Annotated in this window: 26 protein-coding genes; all 26 read right to left on the reverse strand. The window is 63.0% G+C overall.

Annotation, left to right across the window (positions count from 1 at the left end):
- Positions 1-53: 53 nt before the first annotated feature.
- The 26 genes from secY to rpsL all read right to left on the reverse strand — a co-directional run bounded on the left by secY (position 54) and on the right by rpsL (position 15,373).
- Positions 54-1,391, reverse strand: a complete 1,338-nt coding sequence (gene secY, locus U0023_RS00545; RefSeq protein ID WP_009764319.1) for a preprotein translocase subunit SecY — start codon at positions 1,389-1,391, stop codon at positions 54-56.
- A 105-nt stretch (positions 1,392-1,496) separates the two neighbouring features.
- Positions 1,497-1,970 (reverse strand): 50S ribosomal protein L15, encoded by a 474-nt coding sequence (gene rplO, locus U0023_RS00550; protein WP_009764318.1) that lies wholly within the window; start codon positions 1,968-1,970, stop codon positions 1,497-1,499.
- Positions 1,971-1,980: 10 nt separating this feature from the next.
- Positions 1,981-2,187 carry a 50S ribosomal protein L30 gene (gene rpmD / locus U0023_RS00555; protein ID WP_009764317.1) on the reverse strand — a complete coding sequence of 69 codons (207 nt, stop codon included), beginning with the start codon at positions 2,185-2,187 and terminating at the stop codon, positions 1,981-1,983.
- A 14-nt stretch (positions 2,188-2,201) separates the two neighbouring features.
- Positions 2,202-2,771: a 30S ribosomal protein S5 gene (gene rpsE / locus U0023_RS00560; protein ID WP_009764316.1), complete on the reverse strand. Its 570-nt coding sequence runs from the start codon at positions 2,769-2,771 to the stop codon at positions 2,202-2,204.
- A 64-nt stretch (positions 2,772-2,835) separates the two neighbouring features.
- A complete protein-coding gene (gene rplR, locus U0023_RS00565) occupies positions 2,836-3,198 on the reverse strand; it encodes a 50S ribosomal protein L18 (RefSeq protein ID WP_009764315.1) in 363 nt (120 codons plus the stop codon).
- 12 nt (positions 3,199-3,210) lie between these two features.
- Positions 3,211-3,744: a 50S ribosomal protein L6 gene (rplF, locus tag U0023_RS00570; RefSeq protein ID WP_009764314.1), complete on the reverse strand. Its 534-nt coding sequence runs from the start codon at positions 3,742-3,744 to the stop codon at positions 3,211-3,213.
- 36 nt (positions 3,745-3,780) lie between these two features.
- Positions 3,781-4,176, reverse strand: a complete 396-nt coding sequence (rpsH, locus tag U0023_RS00575) for a 30S ribosomal protein S8 (RefSeq protein ID WP_009764313.1) — start codon at positions 4,174-4,176, stop codon at positions 3,781-3,783.
- A 15-nt stretch (positions 4,177-4,191) separates the two neighbouring features.
- Entirely contained in the window at positions 4,192-4,497 is a 306-nt protein-coding gene (rpsN, locus tag U0023_RS00580; RefSeq protein WP_009764312.1) for a 30S ribosomal protein S14, read from the reverse strand.
- Positions 4,498-4,536: 39 nt separating this feature from the next.
- Entirely contained in the window at positions 4,537-5,103 is a 567-nt protein-coding gene (gene rplE, locus U0023_RS00585; protein ID WP_009764311.1) for a 50S ribosomal protein L5, read from the reverse strand.
- Entirely contained in the window at positions 5,096-5,413 is a 318-nt protein-coding gene (gene rplX, locus U0023_RS00590) for a 50S ribosomal protein L24 (protein WP_009764310.1), read from the reverse strand. The genes rplE and rplX overlap by 8 nt, the downstream gene beginning before the upstream one ends.
- Complete coding sequence (rplN, locus tag U0023_RS00595; protein ID WP_009764309.1) at positions 5,413-5,781, reverse strand: 50S ribosomal protein L14; 369 nt, start codon at positions 5,779-5,781, stop codon at positions 5,413-5,415. The genes rplX and rplN overlap by 1 nt, the downstream gene beginning before the upstream one ends.
- Positions 5,782-5,944: 163 nt before the next feature.
- Entirely contained in the window at positions 5,945-6,184 is a 240-nt protein-coding gene (gene rpsQ, locus U0023_RS00600) for a 30S ribosomal protein S17 (protein WP_009764308.1), read from the reverse strand.
- Positions 6,185-6,196: 12 nt separating this feature from the next.
- Positions 6,197-6,409 carry a 50S ribosomal protein L29 gene (gene rpmC, locus U0023_RS00605; RefSeq protein WP_009764307.1) on the reverse strand — a complete coding sequence of 71 codons (213 nt, stop codon included), beginning with the start codon at positions 6,407-6,409 and terminating at the stop codon, positions 6,197-6,199.
- Positions 6,410-6,420: 11 nt separating this feature from the next.
- Positions 6,421-6,834, reverse strand: a complete 414-nt coding sequence (gene rplP / locus U0023_RS00610; protein ID WP_009764306.1) for a 50S ribosomal protein L16 — start codon at positions 6,832-6,834, stop codon at positions 6,421-6,423.
- 24 nt (positions 6,835-6,858) lie between these two features.
- Positions 6,859-7,563 carry a 30S ribosomal protein S3 gene (gene rpsC, locus U0023_RS00615; RefSeq protein WP_009764305.1) on the reverse strand — a complete coding sequence of 235 codons (705 nt, stop codon included), beginning with the start codon at positions 7,561-7,563 and terminating at the stop codon, positions 6,859-6,861.
- Positions 7,564-7,574: 11 nt separating this feature from the next.
- On the reverse strand, positions 7,575-7,955 hold the full coding sequence (gene rplV, locus U0023_RS00620; RefSeq protein ID WP_009764304.1) for a 50S ribosomal protein L22: 381 nt from the start codon (positions 7,953-7,955) through the stop codon (positions 7,575-7,577).
- Position 7,956: 1 nt separating this feature from the next.
- Complete coding sequence (rpsS, locus tag U0023_RS00625; RefSeq protein WP_009764303.1) at positions 7,957-8,235, reverse strand: 30S ribosomal protein S19; 279 nt, start codon at positions 8,233-8,235, stop codon at positions 7,957-7,959.
- A 15-nt stretch (positions 8,236-8,250) separates the two neighbouring features.
- Positions 8,251-9,087, reverse strand: coding sequence for a 50S ribosomal protein L2 (gene rplB, locus U0023_RS00630; protein ID WP_009764302.1), 837 nt, complete (start codon positions 9,085-9,087; stop codon positions 8,251-8,253).
- A gap of 20 nt (positions 9,088-9,107) precedes the next feature.
- Positions 9,108-9,404 (reverse strand): 50S ribosomal protein L23, encoded by a 297-nt coding sequence (locus tag U0023_RS00635; RefSeq protein ID WP_009764301.1) that lies wholly within the window; start codon positions 9,402-9,404, stop codon positions 9,108-9,110.
- Positions 9,401-10,021 (reverse strand): 50S ribosomal protein L4, encoded by a 621-nt coding sequence (rplD, locus tag U0023_RS00640; RefSeq protein WP_009764300.1) that lies wholly within the window; start codon positions 10,019-10,021, stop codon positions 9,401-9,403. Before rplD ends, U0023_RS00635 begins: the two co-directional genes overlap by 4 nt.
- The gene (rplC, locus tag U0023_RS00645) at positions 10,021-10,749 is read right to left on the reverse strand and encodes a 50S ribosomal protein L3 (RefSeq protein WP_009764299.1); all 729 of its coding nucleotides are present in this window, start codon (positions 10,747-10,749) and stop codon (positions 10,021-10,023) included. Before rplC ends, rplD begins: the two co-directional genes overlap by 1 nt.
- 47 nt (positions 10,750-10,796) lie before the next feature.
- On the reverse strand, positions 10,797-11,105 hold the full coding sequence (gene rpsJ, locus U0023_RS00650) for a 30S ribosomal protein S10 (protein WP_009764298.1): 309 nt from the start codon (positions 11,103-11,105) through the stop codon (positions 10,797-10,799).
- 67 nt (positions 11,106-11,172) lie between these two features.
- On the reverse strand, positions 11,173-12,363 hold the full coding sequence (gene tuf, locus U0023_RS00655) for an elongation factor Tu (RefSeq protein ID WP_009764297.1): 1,191 nt from the start codon (positions 12,361-12,363) through the stop codon (positions 11,173-11,175).
- Positions 12,364-12,408: 45 nt separating this feature from the next.
- Positions 12,409-14,484, reverse strand: a complete 2,076-nt coding sequence (gene fusA / locus U0023_RS00660) for an elongation factor G (RefSeq protein ID WP_009764296.1) — start codon at positions 14,482-14,484, stop codon at positions 12,409-12,411.
- Positions 14,485-14,503: 19 nt separating this feature from the next.
- A complete protein-coding gene (gene rpsG / locus U0023_RS00665) occupies positions 14,504-14,974 on the reverse strand; it encodes a 30S ribosomal protein S7 (RefSeq protein ID WP_009764295.1) in 471 nt (156 codons plus the stop codon).
- A 27-nt stretch (positions 14,975-15,001) separates the two neighbouring features.
- Entirely contained in the window at positions 15,002-15,373 is a 372-nt protein-coding gene (gene rpsL, locus U0023_RS00670; RefSeq protein ID WP_009764294.1) for a 30S ribosomal protein S12, read from the reverse strand.
- Positions 15,374-15,799 lie beyond the last annotated feature (426 nt).

The following is a 15,799-nucleotide window of genomic DNA, read 5'->3' on the forward strand; positions in this document are numbered from 1 at the left end:
AGTCACATCTTGATTGACGGCGAACCGGCCCCCCGGATTCGCCGGAGAACGCCTTATCGCCTGCGGGCGCCCTTGAGCTTCGCCTTCTTGACGAGGCCCTCGTACTGGTGCGCCAGAAGATGGCCATGCACCTGGGCGACCGTGTCCATGGTAACAGACACCACGATCAGAAGCGAAGTGCCGCCAAAGTAGAATGGCAGAGCCGCATAAGACACCAGCAGTTCGGGAATCAGGCAGATGATCACCAGATAGGCGGCGCCCAGCACCGTGATGCGGGTCAGCACCTGGTCGATGAAATCCGCCGTGCGCTCGCCGGGGCGGATGCCCGGGATGAAGCCGCCCTGCTTCTTCAGATTGTCCGCCGTCTCCGTGGGATTGAACACGATGGCCGTGTAGAAGAAGGCAAAGAACACGATCAGTGCCGCATAAAGGAACATGTAGGCCGGACGCCCGTGTCCCAGATACGCCGTGAGCATCGAAATGACGCCCGTGCCGTCGGTGCTGGTCTGGAAGCTGGCGATCGTCGCCGGCAGCAGGAGCAGCGACGAGGCGAAGATCGGCGGGATCACGCCCGAGGTGTTCAGCTTGAGCGGCAGGAACGACGTCTGACCTTCATAGATCCGGTTGCCCACCTGGCGCTTCGGATAATTGATCAGCAGACGGCGCTGAGCGCGCTCCATGAACACGACGAAGTAGATGATGGCCACCGCCATCACGATCACGCCGAGGATCAGGCCCGTCGAGATCGCGCCCTGACGGCCGAGCTCAAGCGTCCCCGCGATGGCGTTCGGCAGGTTCGCCACGATGCCGGCGAAGATGATCAGGGACGTGCCGTTGCCGATGCCCCGCGACGTGATCTGCTCGCCCAGCCACATGAGGAACATGGTGCCGCCCGTCAGCGTGATTACGGTCGAGATCAGGAAGAACGGCCCCGGAGACTGCACGATCGTACCCGAGCTCTGCAGGCCGACCGCGATGCCCCACGACTGGAACACAGCCAGGAACACTGTCAGATAGCGGGTGTACTGGTTCAGGATCTTGCGGCCCGCCTCCCCTTCCTTCTTCAGCGCCTCGAGCGAGGGCAGAACGGAAGTGAGGAGCTGGACGATGATCGATGCCGAGATGTACGGCATGATGTTCAGGGCGAAGATGGCCATGCGCTCCACGGCGCCGCCCGAGAACATGTTGAAGAGGCCGAGCACGCCCCCGCTGGCGCTCTGGAAGCTCTGCCGGAGAGCCTCCGGATCGATGCCGGGCAGCGGGATGTAGGTGCCGAGGCGGTAGATGATGAGAGCGCCCAAGGTGAACCAGATGCGCTTCTTCAGCTCATCGGCCTTGGCAATGGCGCCGAAATTGATGTTTGCCGCAAGTTGCTCGGCTGCTGAGGCCATAGTGGTGTCCCCGAAATACCTGATACGTGACGGTCATCACGCAAACGGCGGCCACGCGATCAGACGCGGGCCGCCGCTTGGATCTTAGTCAATGTGGGCGCTGGCTCACGCCTGCGCAACGGCACCCAGAAGGGTGACCGAGCCACCAGCCTTCTCGATCGCTTCGACGGCCGACTTGGACGCGCCATGGACCTGGAAGGAAAGCTTCGTCTTGAGCTCGCCGACGCCGAGGATCTTCACGCCGTCGCGGGGCTTGGACACCACACCGGCGGCGACCAGCGACTCGACGGTCACGGCAGCGGCCTTGTCCAGCTTGCCGGCCTCGATGGCCTGCTGGATGCGGCCGACGTTGACCTCGTTCAGCTCGATCGCGTTCGGCTTGTTGAAGCCGCGCTTCGGCAGACGACGGTGCAGAGGCATCTGACCGCCTTCGAAGCCTTTGATCGCCACGCCGGTACGGGACTTCTGTCCCTTTACGCCGCGACCACCGGTCTTGCCCTTGCCGGAGCCGATACCACGGCCGACACGCATGCGGTTCTTGGTGGAACCTTCGTTGTCACGAATTTCGTTGAGTTTCATGACGCTCTCCTCACTGCCCGTCGACAACGCGCACGAGGTGCTTGACCTTCTCGATCATGCCGCGCACAGCCGGCGTGTCTTCCAAGGTCGAGGTACGGTGAAGCTTGTTGAGCTTGAGGCCGATCAGCGTCTGGCGCTGCTTGGCTTCGCGGCGGATCGGCGAGCCGATCTGCTCAACGGTGACGGTCTTCCCAGCGGAAGCAGGATTCTTTGCCATCGTCAAAGCCTCCCTTACGCTTCGGCGCCAGCGGCTTCGCTGACATCCGCATCGCGGCGGCGCGCCTGCAGCGTCGAGACCTTCAGGCCACGGCGAGCGGCGACCGAACGCGGGCTGTCCTCGTTCTTGAGCGCGTCGAAAGTCGCGCGGACGAGGTTGTACGGGTTCGACGAACCGAGCGACTTCGCGACCACGTCCTGCATGCCCACCACCTCGAAGACGGCGCGCATCGGGCCACCGGCGATGATGCCGGTACCCTGGGGAGCGGCACGCAGCACGACCTTGCCGGCACCATGGCGACCGTTCACGTCGTGGTGAAGCGTGCGGCCTTCGCGAAGGGCGACGCGGATCATGGAGCGCTTGGCGGCGTCCGTGGCCTTGCGGATGGCTTCCGGCACTTCACGGGCCTTGCCGTGGCCGAAGCCGACGCGGCCCTTCTGGTCGCCGACGACGACGAGAGCAGCGAAGCCGAAACGACGGCCGCCCTTCACCACCTTGGCGACGCGGTTGATGTGGACCAGGCGGTCCACGAATTCGCTGTCGCGCTCTTCGCGATCAGCACGTTCTCTTGGTTCTCTAGCCATGAGACCTCTCACTTGCGCGGGCGGCGGGCCCGCTCGCTAAGGGTTGCTTGGATTAAACCCGCCGTTAGAAATCCAGACCGCCTTCACGGGCAGCGTCGGCGAGAGCCTTGACGCGGCCGTGATAGAGGTAGCCCGAGCGGTCGAAGATGACCTGCTTCACGCCGGCCTGAACCGCGCGCTCGGCAACGAGCTTGCCCACTTCCTTCGCCGCATCCACGGTGGCGCCGGTCTTGAGCTTGCCCTTAAGGTCAGCCTCGAGGGTCGAAGCCGAGGCGACCGTATGGCCGCGCACGTCGTCGATGACCTGGGCATAGATCTGCTTGGACGAACGGAAGACCGACAAACGCGGACGGCCATTCGCTGCCTTCTTGATCGCACGGCGCACACGAGCCTTGCGGCGATCTTCAGCGCCTTTCTTCTCAGCCATGATACGTCGTCCTTACTTCTTCTTGCCTTCCTTGCGGAAGATGAACTCGTCGGAGTACTTGACGCCCTTGCCCTTGTAGGGCTCCGGACCGCGATAGTCGCGGATCTCGGCGGCGGTCTGACCGACGACCTGCTTGTCGATGCCGGCTACGATGATCTCCGTGGGCTTGGGCGTCGTGATCGTGACGCCGGCCGGGATCGCGTAGTCGATATCGTGGCTGTAGCCCAGCGAAAGCTTCAGCACCTTGCCGGCAACGGCGGCCTTGTAGCCGACGCCGTTGATCTCGAGGCGCTTCTCGAAGCCCTTGGACACGCCTTCGACCAGGTTCGCCACCTGGGCGCGGGACATGCCCCACTTCGCACGGGCCGTCTTGGACTCGTCGCGCGGGTTCACCGACACGGCGCCGCTCTCAAGAGCAACCGATACTTCTTCGGGAACGAGGAACGACAGTTCGCCCTTCGAGCCCTTTACCTTAACCATCTGACCGTCGACGGTCGCCGTCACACCTGACGGAACCGTAACGGGCTTCTTGCCTACTCGGGACATTTTCGAATCTCCGTGGTTCTGTGCGGGTGCCTGGCCTTAGAAGACCTTGCAGAGCACTTCGCCGCCCACGTTCCTCTCACGGGCCTCGTGATCGGCCATCACGCCCTGAGGCGTCGAGAGGATGGTGATGCCGAGGCCGTCAGCCACGCGAGGCATGGTGTCGACGGAGGCATACACGCGGCGGCCGGGCTTGGAGACGCGCTCGATGGAGCGGATCACCGGCTGACCGTCATAATACTTCAGCTCGATCGAGAACTCGGTCCGGCCATTGCCGAACTCGGTCTGCGAGTAATCGCGGATGTAGCCCTCGCTCTTCAGAACTTCGAGGACACGGGCGCGAAGCTTCGAGCCGGGGGTGGAAACGGATCCGCGACGACGCATCTGCGCGTTACGGATACGGGTGAGCATATCGCCCAACGGATCGTTGATCATATAATGCCCTCCCCCTTACCAGCTGGACTTCACGAGGCCCGGGATCAGGCCTTTGTTGCCCAGTTCGCGCAGAGCGATACGCGACATGCCGAGCTTGCGATAATAGGCGCGCGGGCGGCCCGTGATCTCGCAGCGGTTGCGGATACGGGTCTTGCTCGCATTGCGCGGCAGCTCGGCGAGCTTGAGGCGCGCCTCGAAGCGCTCCTCCATGGACTTCGACTCGTCGTTGGCGACCGCCAGGAGGCGCTCGCGGCGGCCGGCGAACTTCTTCACCAGGTCGCGACGATGCTTGTTCTTCTCAATAGCGCTTTTCTTAGCCATGCTTTTATCTCCAGTGTCCGCGTTTGAGGACAGCTATCCTCACTGCCGGAACGGGAAGTTGAAGTGACGCAGCAGGGCCCGGGCTTCGTCGTCGGTCTTCGCCGTGGTGGTGATGACGACGTCCATGCCCCAAACCTGCTCGACCCTGTCGTAATTGATCTCAGGGAACACCAGGTGCTCCTTGATACCCATTGCGTAGTTGCCGCGACCGTCGAACGACTTGGGGTTCAGGCCCCGGAAGTCACGAACGCGGGGAAGAGCGACGGTCACGAGACGGTCAAGGAACTCGTACATGCGAGCCTTGCGCAGCGTAACCTTGGCACCGATCGGCATGCCCTCGCGGACCTTGAACTGCGAGATGGCCTTGCGGGCCTTCGTGATCACCGGCTTCTGGCCGGCGATGAGAGCGAGATCGCCAGCCGCGACCGAAGCTTTCTTCGAGTCGGCGGTCGATTCGCCAACGCCCATGTTGAGGACGATCTTCTCGATCGTCGGCACTTCCATGGGGTTCTTGTAGCCGAATTCTTCAATGAGCTTCGGACGCACCACTTCCTCGTAGTGCTTCTTCAGCCGCGGCGTGTAGCCGTCCACCTGAGCCTTAGCCATCGATCAGGTCCCCCGAGCGCTTGGCGAAACGGACCTTGCGGCCGTCTTCGAGAACTTTGAAACCAACCCGGGTCGGCTTGCCGTCCTTCGGGTCCGCATAGGCCAGGTTCGACAGGTGGATGGCAGCCTCTTTCGAGATGATGCCGCCCTCGGCGTTTGCCGTCTGGCGCTGGTGGCGCTTCACGAGGTTCACGCCACGGACGACCGCGCGCTCTTCCTTCGGGAGCACCTGCACGACTTCACCGGTCTTGCCCTTGTCGCGACCGGTCAGGACAACGACCTTGTCGCCCTTCTTGATCTTCGCGGCCATTAGAGCACCTCCGGCGCAAGCGAAATGATTTTCATGTGGTTCTTGGCACGCAGTTCACGCGGAACGGGGCCGAAGATACGGGTGCCGACCGGCTCCTTCTGATTGTTGATCAGAACGGCGGCATTGCGGTCGAAACGGATGACCGAGCCGTCAGCGCGGCGGATGTCCTTGGCGGTGCGCACGACGACCGCCTTCATGACGTCGCCCTTCTTCACGCGGCCGCGCGGGATAGCTTCTTTCACGGATACGACGATGATATCGCCCACGGAAGCGTACTTACGCTTCGAACCGCCGAGAACCTTGATGCACATCACGCGACGGGCGCCGGAATTGTCGGCGACGTCAAGATTCGTCTGCATCTGGATCATGGCTTTGATCCTTTCCTTTGTTTCAGACAGGTTTCCGGGCCAAGGCAGGATTGCCCCCCGGACTACGCCTGACGGGGATCTGACGTCCCCTGCCCTTCAAATGTCGAGAGAGGCGGCCGTATACACGAACCGCCCCCGTTAGACAACCCCAAAACGGAAGCCCTTAGGCCTTCGCTTCGTTGACGAGCACCCAGGTCTTGAGTTTGGAGAACGGCTTGGTCTCTTCGATGAAGACCGTGTCGCCCACCTTGGCAGTGTTGTTCTCATCGTGAGCGTGGTAGTTCTTCGTCTTACGCACGGTCTTCTTCAGAACCGGGTGCGTGAAACGACGTTCCACCTTCACGACGACCGTCTTGTCCTGCTTGTCGCTGACAACGACGCCCTGCAAAACGCGCTTCGGCATCTTGATTTCCTCTTAAGCCTTAGCCGCAGCGGCCTTCTGGCGCTGCAGCGTCTTGACGCGGGCGATGTCCCGGCGGACCTCACGGACGCGTCCGGTGTTTTCGAGCTGGCCGGTCGCACGCTGGAAGCGCAGGTTGAACTGCTCCTTCTTCAGGTTCAGCAACTCGTCCGACAGCTGGTCCTGCGACATCGCGTTGAGGTCGGAGGCTCTCTGCTTAGACTTCATGATCCCCTCCTTTACTCGGCAATGCGCTGGATGAAGCGCGTCTTGATCGGGAGCTTGGCAGCGCCGAGACGGAGCGCCTCGCGGGCGATATCCTCCGGCACGCCGTCGATCTCGAACATGATGCGGCCAGGCTTAACCTTGGCTGCCCAATATTCGGGAGCGCCCTTACCCTTACCCATACGTACTTCGGTCGGCTTCGTCGACACCGGCACGTCCGGGAAGATGCGGATCCACACCCGGCCCGCGCGCTTCATGGCGCGGGTGATGGCGCGGCGAGCCGCCTCGATCTGACGAGCGTTGACACGCTCGGGTTCCATCGCCTTCAGGCCGAACTGGCCGAAGTTGAGGTCCGTACCGCCCTTCGCAGTGCCGGAGATACGGCCCTTGAACTGCTTACGGAACTTGGTTTTCTTCGGTTGCAACATGGCAAACCTCTCCTGACCTCTCGGTTACGCCGCTTGCTCGCGGCGGCCACCGGAGCGGCCTCCTTCGTCGTTCATCCGCTTGTCCTGGGCCATCGGATCGTGCTCGAGGATTTCGCCCTTGAAGATCCAGACCTTGATGCCGCAGGTGCCATAGGTCGTGAAAGCCGTGGACGTTCCGTAATCCACATCCGCACGCAGGGTGTGCAGCGGAACGCGGCCCTCGCGGTACCATTCGAGGCGTGCGATTTCAGCGCCGCCCAGACGGCCCGAGCAGTTGATACGGATGCCCTCGGCGCCCAGACGCATCGCCGATTGAACGGCGCGCTTCATGGCGCGGCGGAAAGCGACACGGCGCTCAAGCTGCTGAGCGATCGAATCGGCCACCAGCGTCGCGTCGACTTCCGGCTTGCGGACTTCGACGATGTTGATCGCCACGTCGGCGTCCGTCATCTTCGAAACCAGCTTGCGCAGCTTCTCGATGTCGGCGCCCTTCTTGCCGATCACCACGCCCGGACGACCCGAGTGGATGGTGACGCGGCACTTCTTGTGCGGGCGTTCGATGACGATCTTCGAGACGGCGGCCTGCTTCAGCTGCTTCATGAGAGCTTCGCGGATCGCCATGTCCTCATGCATCAGCTTGGCGTACTCGCCCTTGCCGGCGAACCAGCGCGAGTCCCAGGTCCGGTTGATGCCGAGCCGAAGACCGATCGGGTTGATTTTCTGACCCATCTGGTTCTCCTTTATGCCTGTTCGGCAACTTCCCGAACCACGATCGTGAGGTTCGAGAACGGCTTCATGATACGAGCACCCCGGCCGCGGGCCCGGGCGTGGAAGCGCTTCATGACGAGCGCCTTGCCGACATAGGCCTGGCTGACCACGAGATCGTCCACATCGAGGTTGTGGTTGTTCTCGGCGTTGGCAATGGCGCTCTCGAGGCACTTCTTCACGTCGCGCGCAATGCGCTTGCGGGAGAACTCGAGATCGGCGAGAGCCGCAGAAACCTTCTTGCCGCGGATAAGGGCCGCAACAAGGTTGAGCTTCTGGGGGCTGACGCGCAGCATGCGAGCGACGGCTTGAGCCTCGGTGTCGCTCAGTGCGCGAGGAGTCGCGGCCTTACCCATCTTACTTCCTCTTCGCCTTCTTGTCCGCCGCGTGGCCGTGGAAAGTGCGGGTCGGCGAGAACTCGCCGAACTTGTGACCCACCATTTCCTCGTTCACGGAGACGGGAATGTGCTTCTGACCGTTGTAGACCCCGAAGGTGAGGCCCACGAACTGCGGGAGGATCGTGGAGCGGCGGCTCCAGATCTTGATAACCTCGTTGCGGCCCGAGGAACGGGCAGCCTCGGCCTTCTTGAGGAGGTAGCCGTCGACGAACGGACCCTTCCAAAGCGAACGTGCCATGACGTGCCTCTATCCTTACTTCTTCCGAGCGTGGCGGCTCGACACGATGAACTTGTCGGTCCGCTTGTTCGAACGGGTTTTCTTGCCCTTGGTCGGTACGCCCCACGGGGACACCGGATGACGACCACCGGAGGTACGGCCTTCACCACCACCGTGCGGGTGGTCGATCGGGTTCATGGCGACGCCGCGGTTGTGCGGACGCTTGCCGAGCCAACGGTTACGACCAGCCTTACCGATCGAGGTGTTCATGTGGTCAGGGTTCGACACCGCGCCGACGCTGGCGAAGCACAGCCCGTGGACCAGGCGCTGCTCACCGGAGTTCAGGCGGATCGTCACGTAGCCCTGGTCACGACCCACGATCTGAGCGTAGGTGCCGGCGGAACGGGCGAGTGCGCCGCCCTTGCCGATCTTCAGCTCGACGTTGTGGATGATCGTTCCCACCGGCATGTTGCCGATCGGCATCGCGTTGCCCGGCTTGATGTCGACCTGCTCGCCGGCCGACACCTGATCGCCGACAGCCAGACGCTGCGGGGCCAGGATGTAGGCCTGCTCGCCGTCGGCGTAGCGGATCAGAGCGATGAAGGCGGTGCGGTTCGGATCGTACTCGATCCGCTCCACGGTCGCCACATCGCCCAGACGGGCGCGACGCTTGAAGTCGACCAGACGGAGGGTGCGCTTGTGACCACCGCCACGGAAGCGGACGGTCACGCGACCCAGGTTGTTACGGCCGCCGGAGGAGCTCTTGCCCTCCGTCAGCTTCTTGACCGGCTTGCCCTTGTAGAGCTCGCTGCGGTCGACGATCACCAGCTGGCGCAGGCCGGGGGTGATCGGTTTGAATGTTTTCAAAGCCATCGGATCACTCTCTCAACCGATCAGAGGCCTGTCGTGACGTCGATGGTCTGGCCCTCAACGAGGGTTACGACCGCCTTCTTCACGTCCGACCGCTGGCCGCGGGTGCCGCGGAACATCTTCACCTTGCCCTTGGTGACGAGCGTGTTGACGCTCTTCACCTTGACATCGAACAGCTTCTCCACCGCTTCCTTGATCTGCGGCTTCGTCGCATCCGGACGCACCTTGAAGACGACCTTGTTCTGTTCGGACAGGGTCGTGGCCTTCTCGGTGATGACCGGGCTTACGATCACATCGTAATGGCGCGGGTCCAGGCTCATTTGAAACGCGCCTCCAGCGCATCGACAGCCGACTTCGTGAGAACGAGCTTCTCGCGACGCAGGATGTCATAGACGTTGATGCCCTGCACCGGCAGGACGTCGATGTTCGGGATGTTGCGAGCAGCCCGCTGGAAGTTCGTCTCGATCTCAGCGCCGCCGATGATCAGGGCGTTGCCGAGGCCGAGCTTGCCGAAGCGCTCGACGAGAGCCTTCGTCTTCGGCTCGGCGAGCTTCACGTCGTCGATCACGACGAGCGAAGCGTCCTTGGCCTTGGACGAGAGCGCGTGCTTCAGGGCGAGAGCGCGAACCTTCTTGGGCAGGTCGTGAGCATGGCTGCGGACCTGCGGGCCGAAGGCACGACCGCCGCCCCGGAACTGGGGAGCGCTCGCGGCGCCGTGACGGGCGCTGCCGGTGCCCTTCTGCTTGTAGACCTTCTTCGTCGTCCGGTCGATGTCCGAACGATTCTTGACGGCGTGCGTGCCGGCCTGGCGCTTGGCGAGCTGCCAGCGGACGCAGCGGGCCAGCAGGTCGGCGCGCGGCTCGAGACCGAAGATGGTCTCGTTCAGGTCGACCGAACCGGCGTTGCCGCCTTCGAGCGTGGTGATATCAAGCTTCATCACGCATTCTCCTCTTGGGCCTGCTCAGCCTGGGCGACCGGCGCAGCGTCGTTGGCCGTGCGGAACGAGCCGGGCATCGGCACTTCCTTCGGCAGCTTGCGCTTCACCGCGTCGCGGACGAAGATCCAGCCGCCGGCCACGCCGGGAACGGCGCCCTCGACCAGGATCAGACCGCGCTCGACGTCGGTCGACACGACACGCAGGTTCTGCGTGGTGACGCGCTCGACGCCCAGGTGACCCGGCATCTTCTTGTTCTTGAACGTCTTGCCCGGATCCTGGCGGCCACCGGTCGAACCGATCGAGCGGTGGGAGATCGACACGCCGTGAGAGGCGCGCAGACCGCCGAAGTTCCAGCGCTTCATGCCGCCGGCGAAGCCCTTACCCGTCGTGATGCCCGTGACGTCCACGAACTGACCAGCAACGAAGTGATCGGCGGTGATCTCGGCGCCAACCGGGATGACAGCATCCTCGGAGACGCGGAACTCCGCGAGCTTGCGCTTCGGCTCGACCTGGGCGACGGCGAAACTTCCGCGCTCGGCCTTCGAAACGTTCTTCACCTTGGCCTTGCCGACGCCGACCTGCAGCGCGGTGTAGCCGTTCTTTTCCTTGGTCCGGTGGGCGACGACCTGGCAGCTGTCGACCTTCAGAACCGTGACCGGGACATGCTCGCCTGCATCCGTGAAGATGCGGGTCATCCCGACTTTCTGTGCAATGACGCCTGAGCGCATGTGCGTATCCTCTCGGCGTGTCTACCGAAGGCTCCAAGCCCGAAGGCTCAGAGCTTGATTTCCACGTCCACACCAGCAGCGAGATCGAGCTTCATCAGAGCATCAACCGTCTGCGGGGTGGGGTCCACGATATCGAGAACACGCTTGTGAGTGCGCATCTCGAACTGCTCGCGCGACTTCTTGTCGATGTGCGGCGAGCGAAGCACCGTAAAGCGCTCGATGCGCGTCGGCAGCGGGATGGGCCCGCGCACCTGTGCGCCGGTCCGCTTCGCGGTCGACACGATTTCGCGTGTCGAAGCGTCGAGGATCCTGTGGTCGAACGCCTTAAGGCGAATACGAATGTTTTGACCGTTCATGGCTTATCCATTCAACAAGGGAAGCGACCGAGCCGAAACCCGGCCGCTGTCCTTTGATCCTCTCAAATTAATCCATCACGGCGGCGACGACGCCGGCGCCGACGGTACGGCCGCCTTCGCGGATGGCGAAGCGCAGCTTCTCTTCCATGGCGATCGGCGCGATCAGCTCGACTTCCATCGTGATGTTGTCGCCCGGCATCACCATCTCGGTGCCCTCAGGCAGCTTCACCACGCCGGTCACGTCCGTCGTGCGGAAGTAGAACTGCGGCCGGTAGTTGCCGAAGAACGGCGTGTGACGGCCACCCTCTTCCTTCGTCAGGATGTAGGCCTCGGCCTTGAACTTCGTGTGCGGCTTGATCGAGCCGGGCTTGCACAGCACCTGGCCGCGCTCCACGTCCTCGCGCTTCGTGCCGCGCAGCAGAACGCCCACGTTGTCGCCGGCCTGGCCCTGGTCGAGCAGCTTGCGGAACATCTCGACGCCCGTGACCGTCGTCTTCTGCGTGTCGCGCAGACCCACGATCTCCACTTCCTCGCCGACCTTGATGATGCCGCGCTCGACGCGACCCGTCACCACCGTGCCGCGGCCCGAGATCGAGAACACGTCTTCGATCGGCATCAGGAACGGCTGGTCCACCGGACGCTCCGGCTGCGGGATGTAGCGGTCGACCTCGGCCATCAGCTCGAGCACCCGCTCGCGGCCGATCTCAGGCTGGCGGTCTTCCAGAGCGCACAGGGCCGAGCCCTTCACGATCGGAATGTCGTCGCCGGGGAAGTCGTACTTCGACAGAAGCTCGCGCACCTCGAGCTCGACCAGGTCGAGCAGCTCGGCGTCGTCGACCATGTCGACCTTGTTCATGAACACCACCAGGGCCGGCACGCCAACCTGGCGGGCCAGCAGGATGTGCTCGCGCGTCTGCGGCATCGGCCCGTCGGCCGACGACACCACCAGGATCGCGCCGTCCATCTGCGCCGCACCCGTGATCATGTTCTTCACGTAGTCGGCGTGGCCGGGGCAGTCCACGTGGGCATAGTGCCGGTTCGTGGTCTCGTACTCCACGTGCGCCGTCGAGATCGTGATGCCGCGCGCCTTCTCTTCCGGCGCCTTGTCGATCTGGTCGTACGCCGTGAACGTCGCCCCACCCGACTCCGCCAGAACCTTCGTGATCGCCGCCGTCAGAGACGTCTTGCCATGGTCCACGTGACCAATCGTCCCAATGTTGCAGTGCGGCTTATTCCGCTCAAACTTTTCCTTCGCCATCGTGGCACCCGTTCCTTTGATCTTTCAAATAGTCGCTTAGTGGGTTCAGGCGTATTTCGCCTGAACCTCGGCAGCCACGTTCGACGGCACCTGCTCGTAGTGGTCGAACTGCATGGTGTAGCTCGCGCGTCCCTGGCTCATGCCGCGCAGGGTGTTGACGTAGCCGAACATGTTGGCGAGCGGGACCATCGCGTTGATGACCACGGCATTGCCGCGCATGTCCTGACCCTGGATCTGGCCACGACGGGAGTTGAGGTCACCGATGACCGAACCCGTGTAGTCCTCAGGGGTCGTGACTTCGACCTTCATCACCGGCTCGAGCAGAACCGATCCGCCCTTCTGGAGGGCCTCACGGAGAGCGGCGCGGGAAGCGATTTCGAAGGCCAGGGCCGACGAGTCGACTTCGTGGAAGGCACCGTCGATGAGCTCGACCTTGAGGTCGACCACCGGGAAGCCGGCGACGACGCCAGCACCCACGACCGACTGGAGGCCCTTTTCAACGCCCGGGATGTATTCCTTCGGAACCGCACCACCGACGATCTTCGACTCGAAGGCGAAGCCGGCACCCTGGTCGTTCGGCTGAACGACGATCTTCACACGAGCGAACTGGCCGGTACCGCCGGTCTGTTTCTTGTGGGTGTAGTCCACCTCTGCCTTCTTGGTGATCGTCTCACGGTAGGCCACCTGCGGAGCGCCGATATTCGCATCGACCTTGTAGGTACGACGGAGAATGTCGACCTTGATGTCGAGGTGAAGCTCGCCCATGCCCTTCAGGATCGTCTGGCCCGACTCCTGGTCGGTCGAGACGCGGAAGGACGGGTCCTCGGCGGCCAGCTTCGAGAGAGCCAGACCGAGCTTTTCCTGGTCGGCCTTCGACTTCGGCTCGATCGCGATCTCGATCACGGGCTCAGGGAACTCCATGCGCTCGAGGATCACGGCCTTGCTCGGGTCGCAGAGCGTGTCGCCAGTGCGGACTTCCTTGAGGCCGGCCAGGGCGACGATGTCGCCGGCATAGGCTTCCTTGATGTCCTCGCGGTTGTTCGCATGCATGAGCAGCATGCGGCCAACGCGCTCTTTCTTGTCGCGAGACGAGTTGAGCAGCGTGTCGCCAGCGTTCACCTTGCCCGAATAGACGCGGCAGAAGGTGATCGTGCCGACGAAGGGGTCGTCCATGATCTTGAAGGCGAGCATGGAGAAGCCTTCCTCATCGGTCGGCTTACGGGTCGTCGGCTCTTCCGTCTTGAAGTCGATACCCTGGATAGCTTCGCGATCCGCCGGGGACGGCAGGAAGTCCACGACCGCGTCGAGCAGGGGCTGAACGCCCTTGTTCTTGAACGCGGAACCGCAGAGCACCGGGTGGAAGGCGCGACGCTGCACGGCCGTACGGATCAGGCGACGCAGGGTCGTCTCGTCCGGCTCCTGGCCGTCCAGGTAGGCGGCGAGCGCATCGTCATCCATCTCGACAGCGGCCTCGACGAGCTTGGCGCGATATTCGGCGGCCTGGTCCTTCAGGTCAGCCGGAATCTCGACCTCGTCGAAGCTGGCACCCAGCGACTCGCCGGACCAGACAAGGGCCTTCATCTTGATCAGATCGACCATGCCGCGGAAATCGCTCTCCGCTCCGATCGGGATCTGAAGGCAGACGGGCTTGCCGGCGACGCGCTTCACGATGTCGTCGACGCAGTTGAAGAAGTTCGCGCCCGTCTTGTCCATCTTGTTGACGAACACGACGCGGGGAACGTCATACTTGTCGGCCTGACGCCACACGGTCTCGGTCTGGGGCTCGACGCCCTGGTTGCCGTCCAGAACGCAGACGGCGCCATCGAGCACGCGCAGCGAACGCTCGACTTCGATGGTGAAGTCGACGTGGCCGGGAGTGTCGATGATGTTCAGGCGCTTGCCGTTCCAGAAGCAGGTGGTGGCAGCGGACGTGATCGTGATGCCACGCTCCTGCTCCTGCTCCATCCAGTCCATGGTGGCGGCACCCTCGTGCACTTCACCGATCTTGTGGGACTTACCGGTGTAGTACAGGATGCGCTCGGTCGTCGTGGTCTTGCCGGCATCGATGTGGGCCATGATGCCGAAATTACGGTAGTCCTCAATCGCGTGCGTGCGGGGCATCGCTCAGCTCCTCGGGCCGTTACCAGCGGTAGTGCGAGAACGCACGGTTGGCTTCCGCCATACGGTGGGTGTCTTCGCGCTTCTTCACGGCGTTGCCGCGGTTGTTGGAGGCGTCGAGCAACTCGGCGGAGAGACGCTCGACCATGGTCTTGTCGTTCCGACCGCGAGCGGCCTGGATGATCCAGCGGATCGCCAGAGCCTGACGGCGCTCGGTACGAACTTCGACCGGGACCTGATAGGTCGCACCGCCGACGCGGCGGGAACGAACCTCGATCGCAGGAGCGACGTTGTCGAGGGCCTGCTTGAACACCTCGAGGGGGTTCGCCTTCGCACGGCTCTCGATGCTGTCGAAGGCACCGTAGACGATGCTCTCGGCAGCGGACTTCTTGCCGTCGTACATGATGGAATTCATGAACTTGGTGACGACGATATCCCCGAACTTCGGATCCGGGATGATCTCACGCTTCTCAGCGCTGTGGCGGCGGGACATGAACTGACCTCAATGACAGTTGACGGCTTACTTCGGCCGCTTCGCGCCGTACTTCGAACGACGCTGCTTACGATTCTTCACGCCCTGGGTGTCGAGGACACCGCGGAGGATGTGATAGCGCACACCCGGAAGGTCCTTCACACGGCCGCCGCGGATCATGACCACGGAGTGCTCCTGAAGGTTGTGACCTTCACCCGGGATGTACCCGATGACTTCGAACCCGTTCGTCAGACGAACCTTGGCGACCTTACGGAGAGCCGAGTTCGGCTTCTTCGGGGTCGTCGTATAAACGCGCGTGCACACGCCACGCTTCTGCGGGCAGGCCTCAAGCGCGGGAACCTTGTTCCGGCTCTTTTGCGCCGTCCGCGGCTTGCGGATCAGCTGAGAGATCGTTGGCATCCTGTGCCCTCTTTCACCAGCCACCGACCCGGTGGCCTTCAAGTGTCTTCAACGGTTGACGCTGCACTTCGCCGTGCGGACCTGTTCGGGTACACAAAACGAAGCCACGCCATTGACTTGGGTAAGCCCCTGGCGCGGTACGATTGCAGAGGACCACGATATCGTGCACCGCGGTCGTGCCCTAAATCTGACAAGTGTCAGTCAAGGTTGAGTTCGGCAGCGTTTAGGTGGCATCGGTCGAAGCTAGGCGCTTCGACTGGCGAAAACCTACGGCCAGCCGGAAAGTCCGGTCTCTCTAGCGCCCGAGTCGCCCAAAGTCAACTCTTTTTCACTGGGAGAGCCGGAGCTTAGCCATCCGGGCCGCCTAGCCCTGGATCCGAAAAGCTGCCGCATGGTCATGGGCCGGGAAACCGGTCCTATCCATAG

The sequence above is a fragment of the Microvirga lotononidis genome (assembly GCF_034627025.1).
In the GTDB taxonomy this organism is placed as follows: Bacteria; Pseudomonadota; Alphaproteobacteria; order Rhizobiales; family Beijerinckiaceae; genus Microvirga; species Microvirga lotononidis.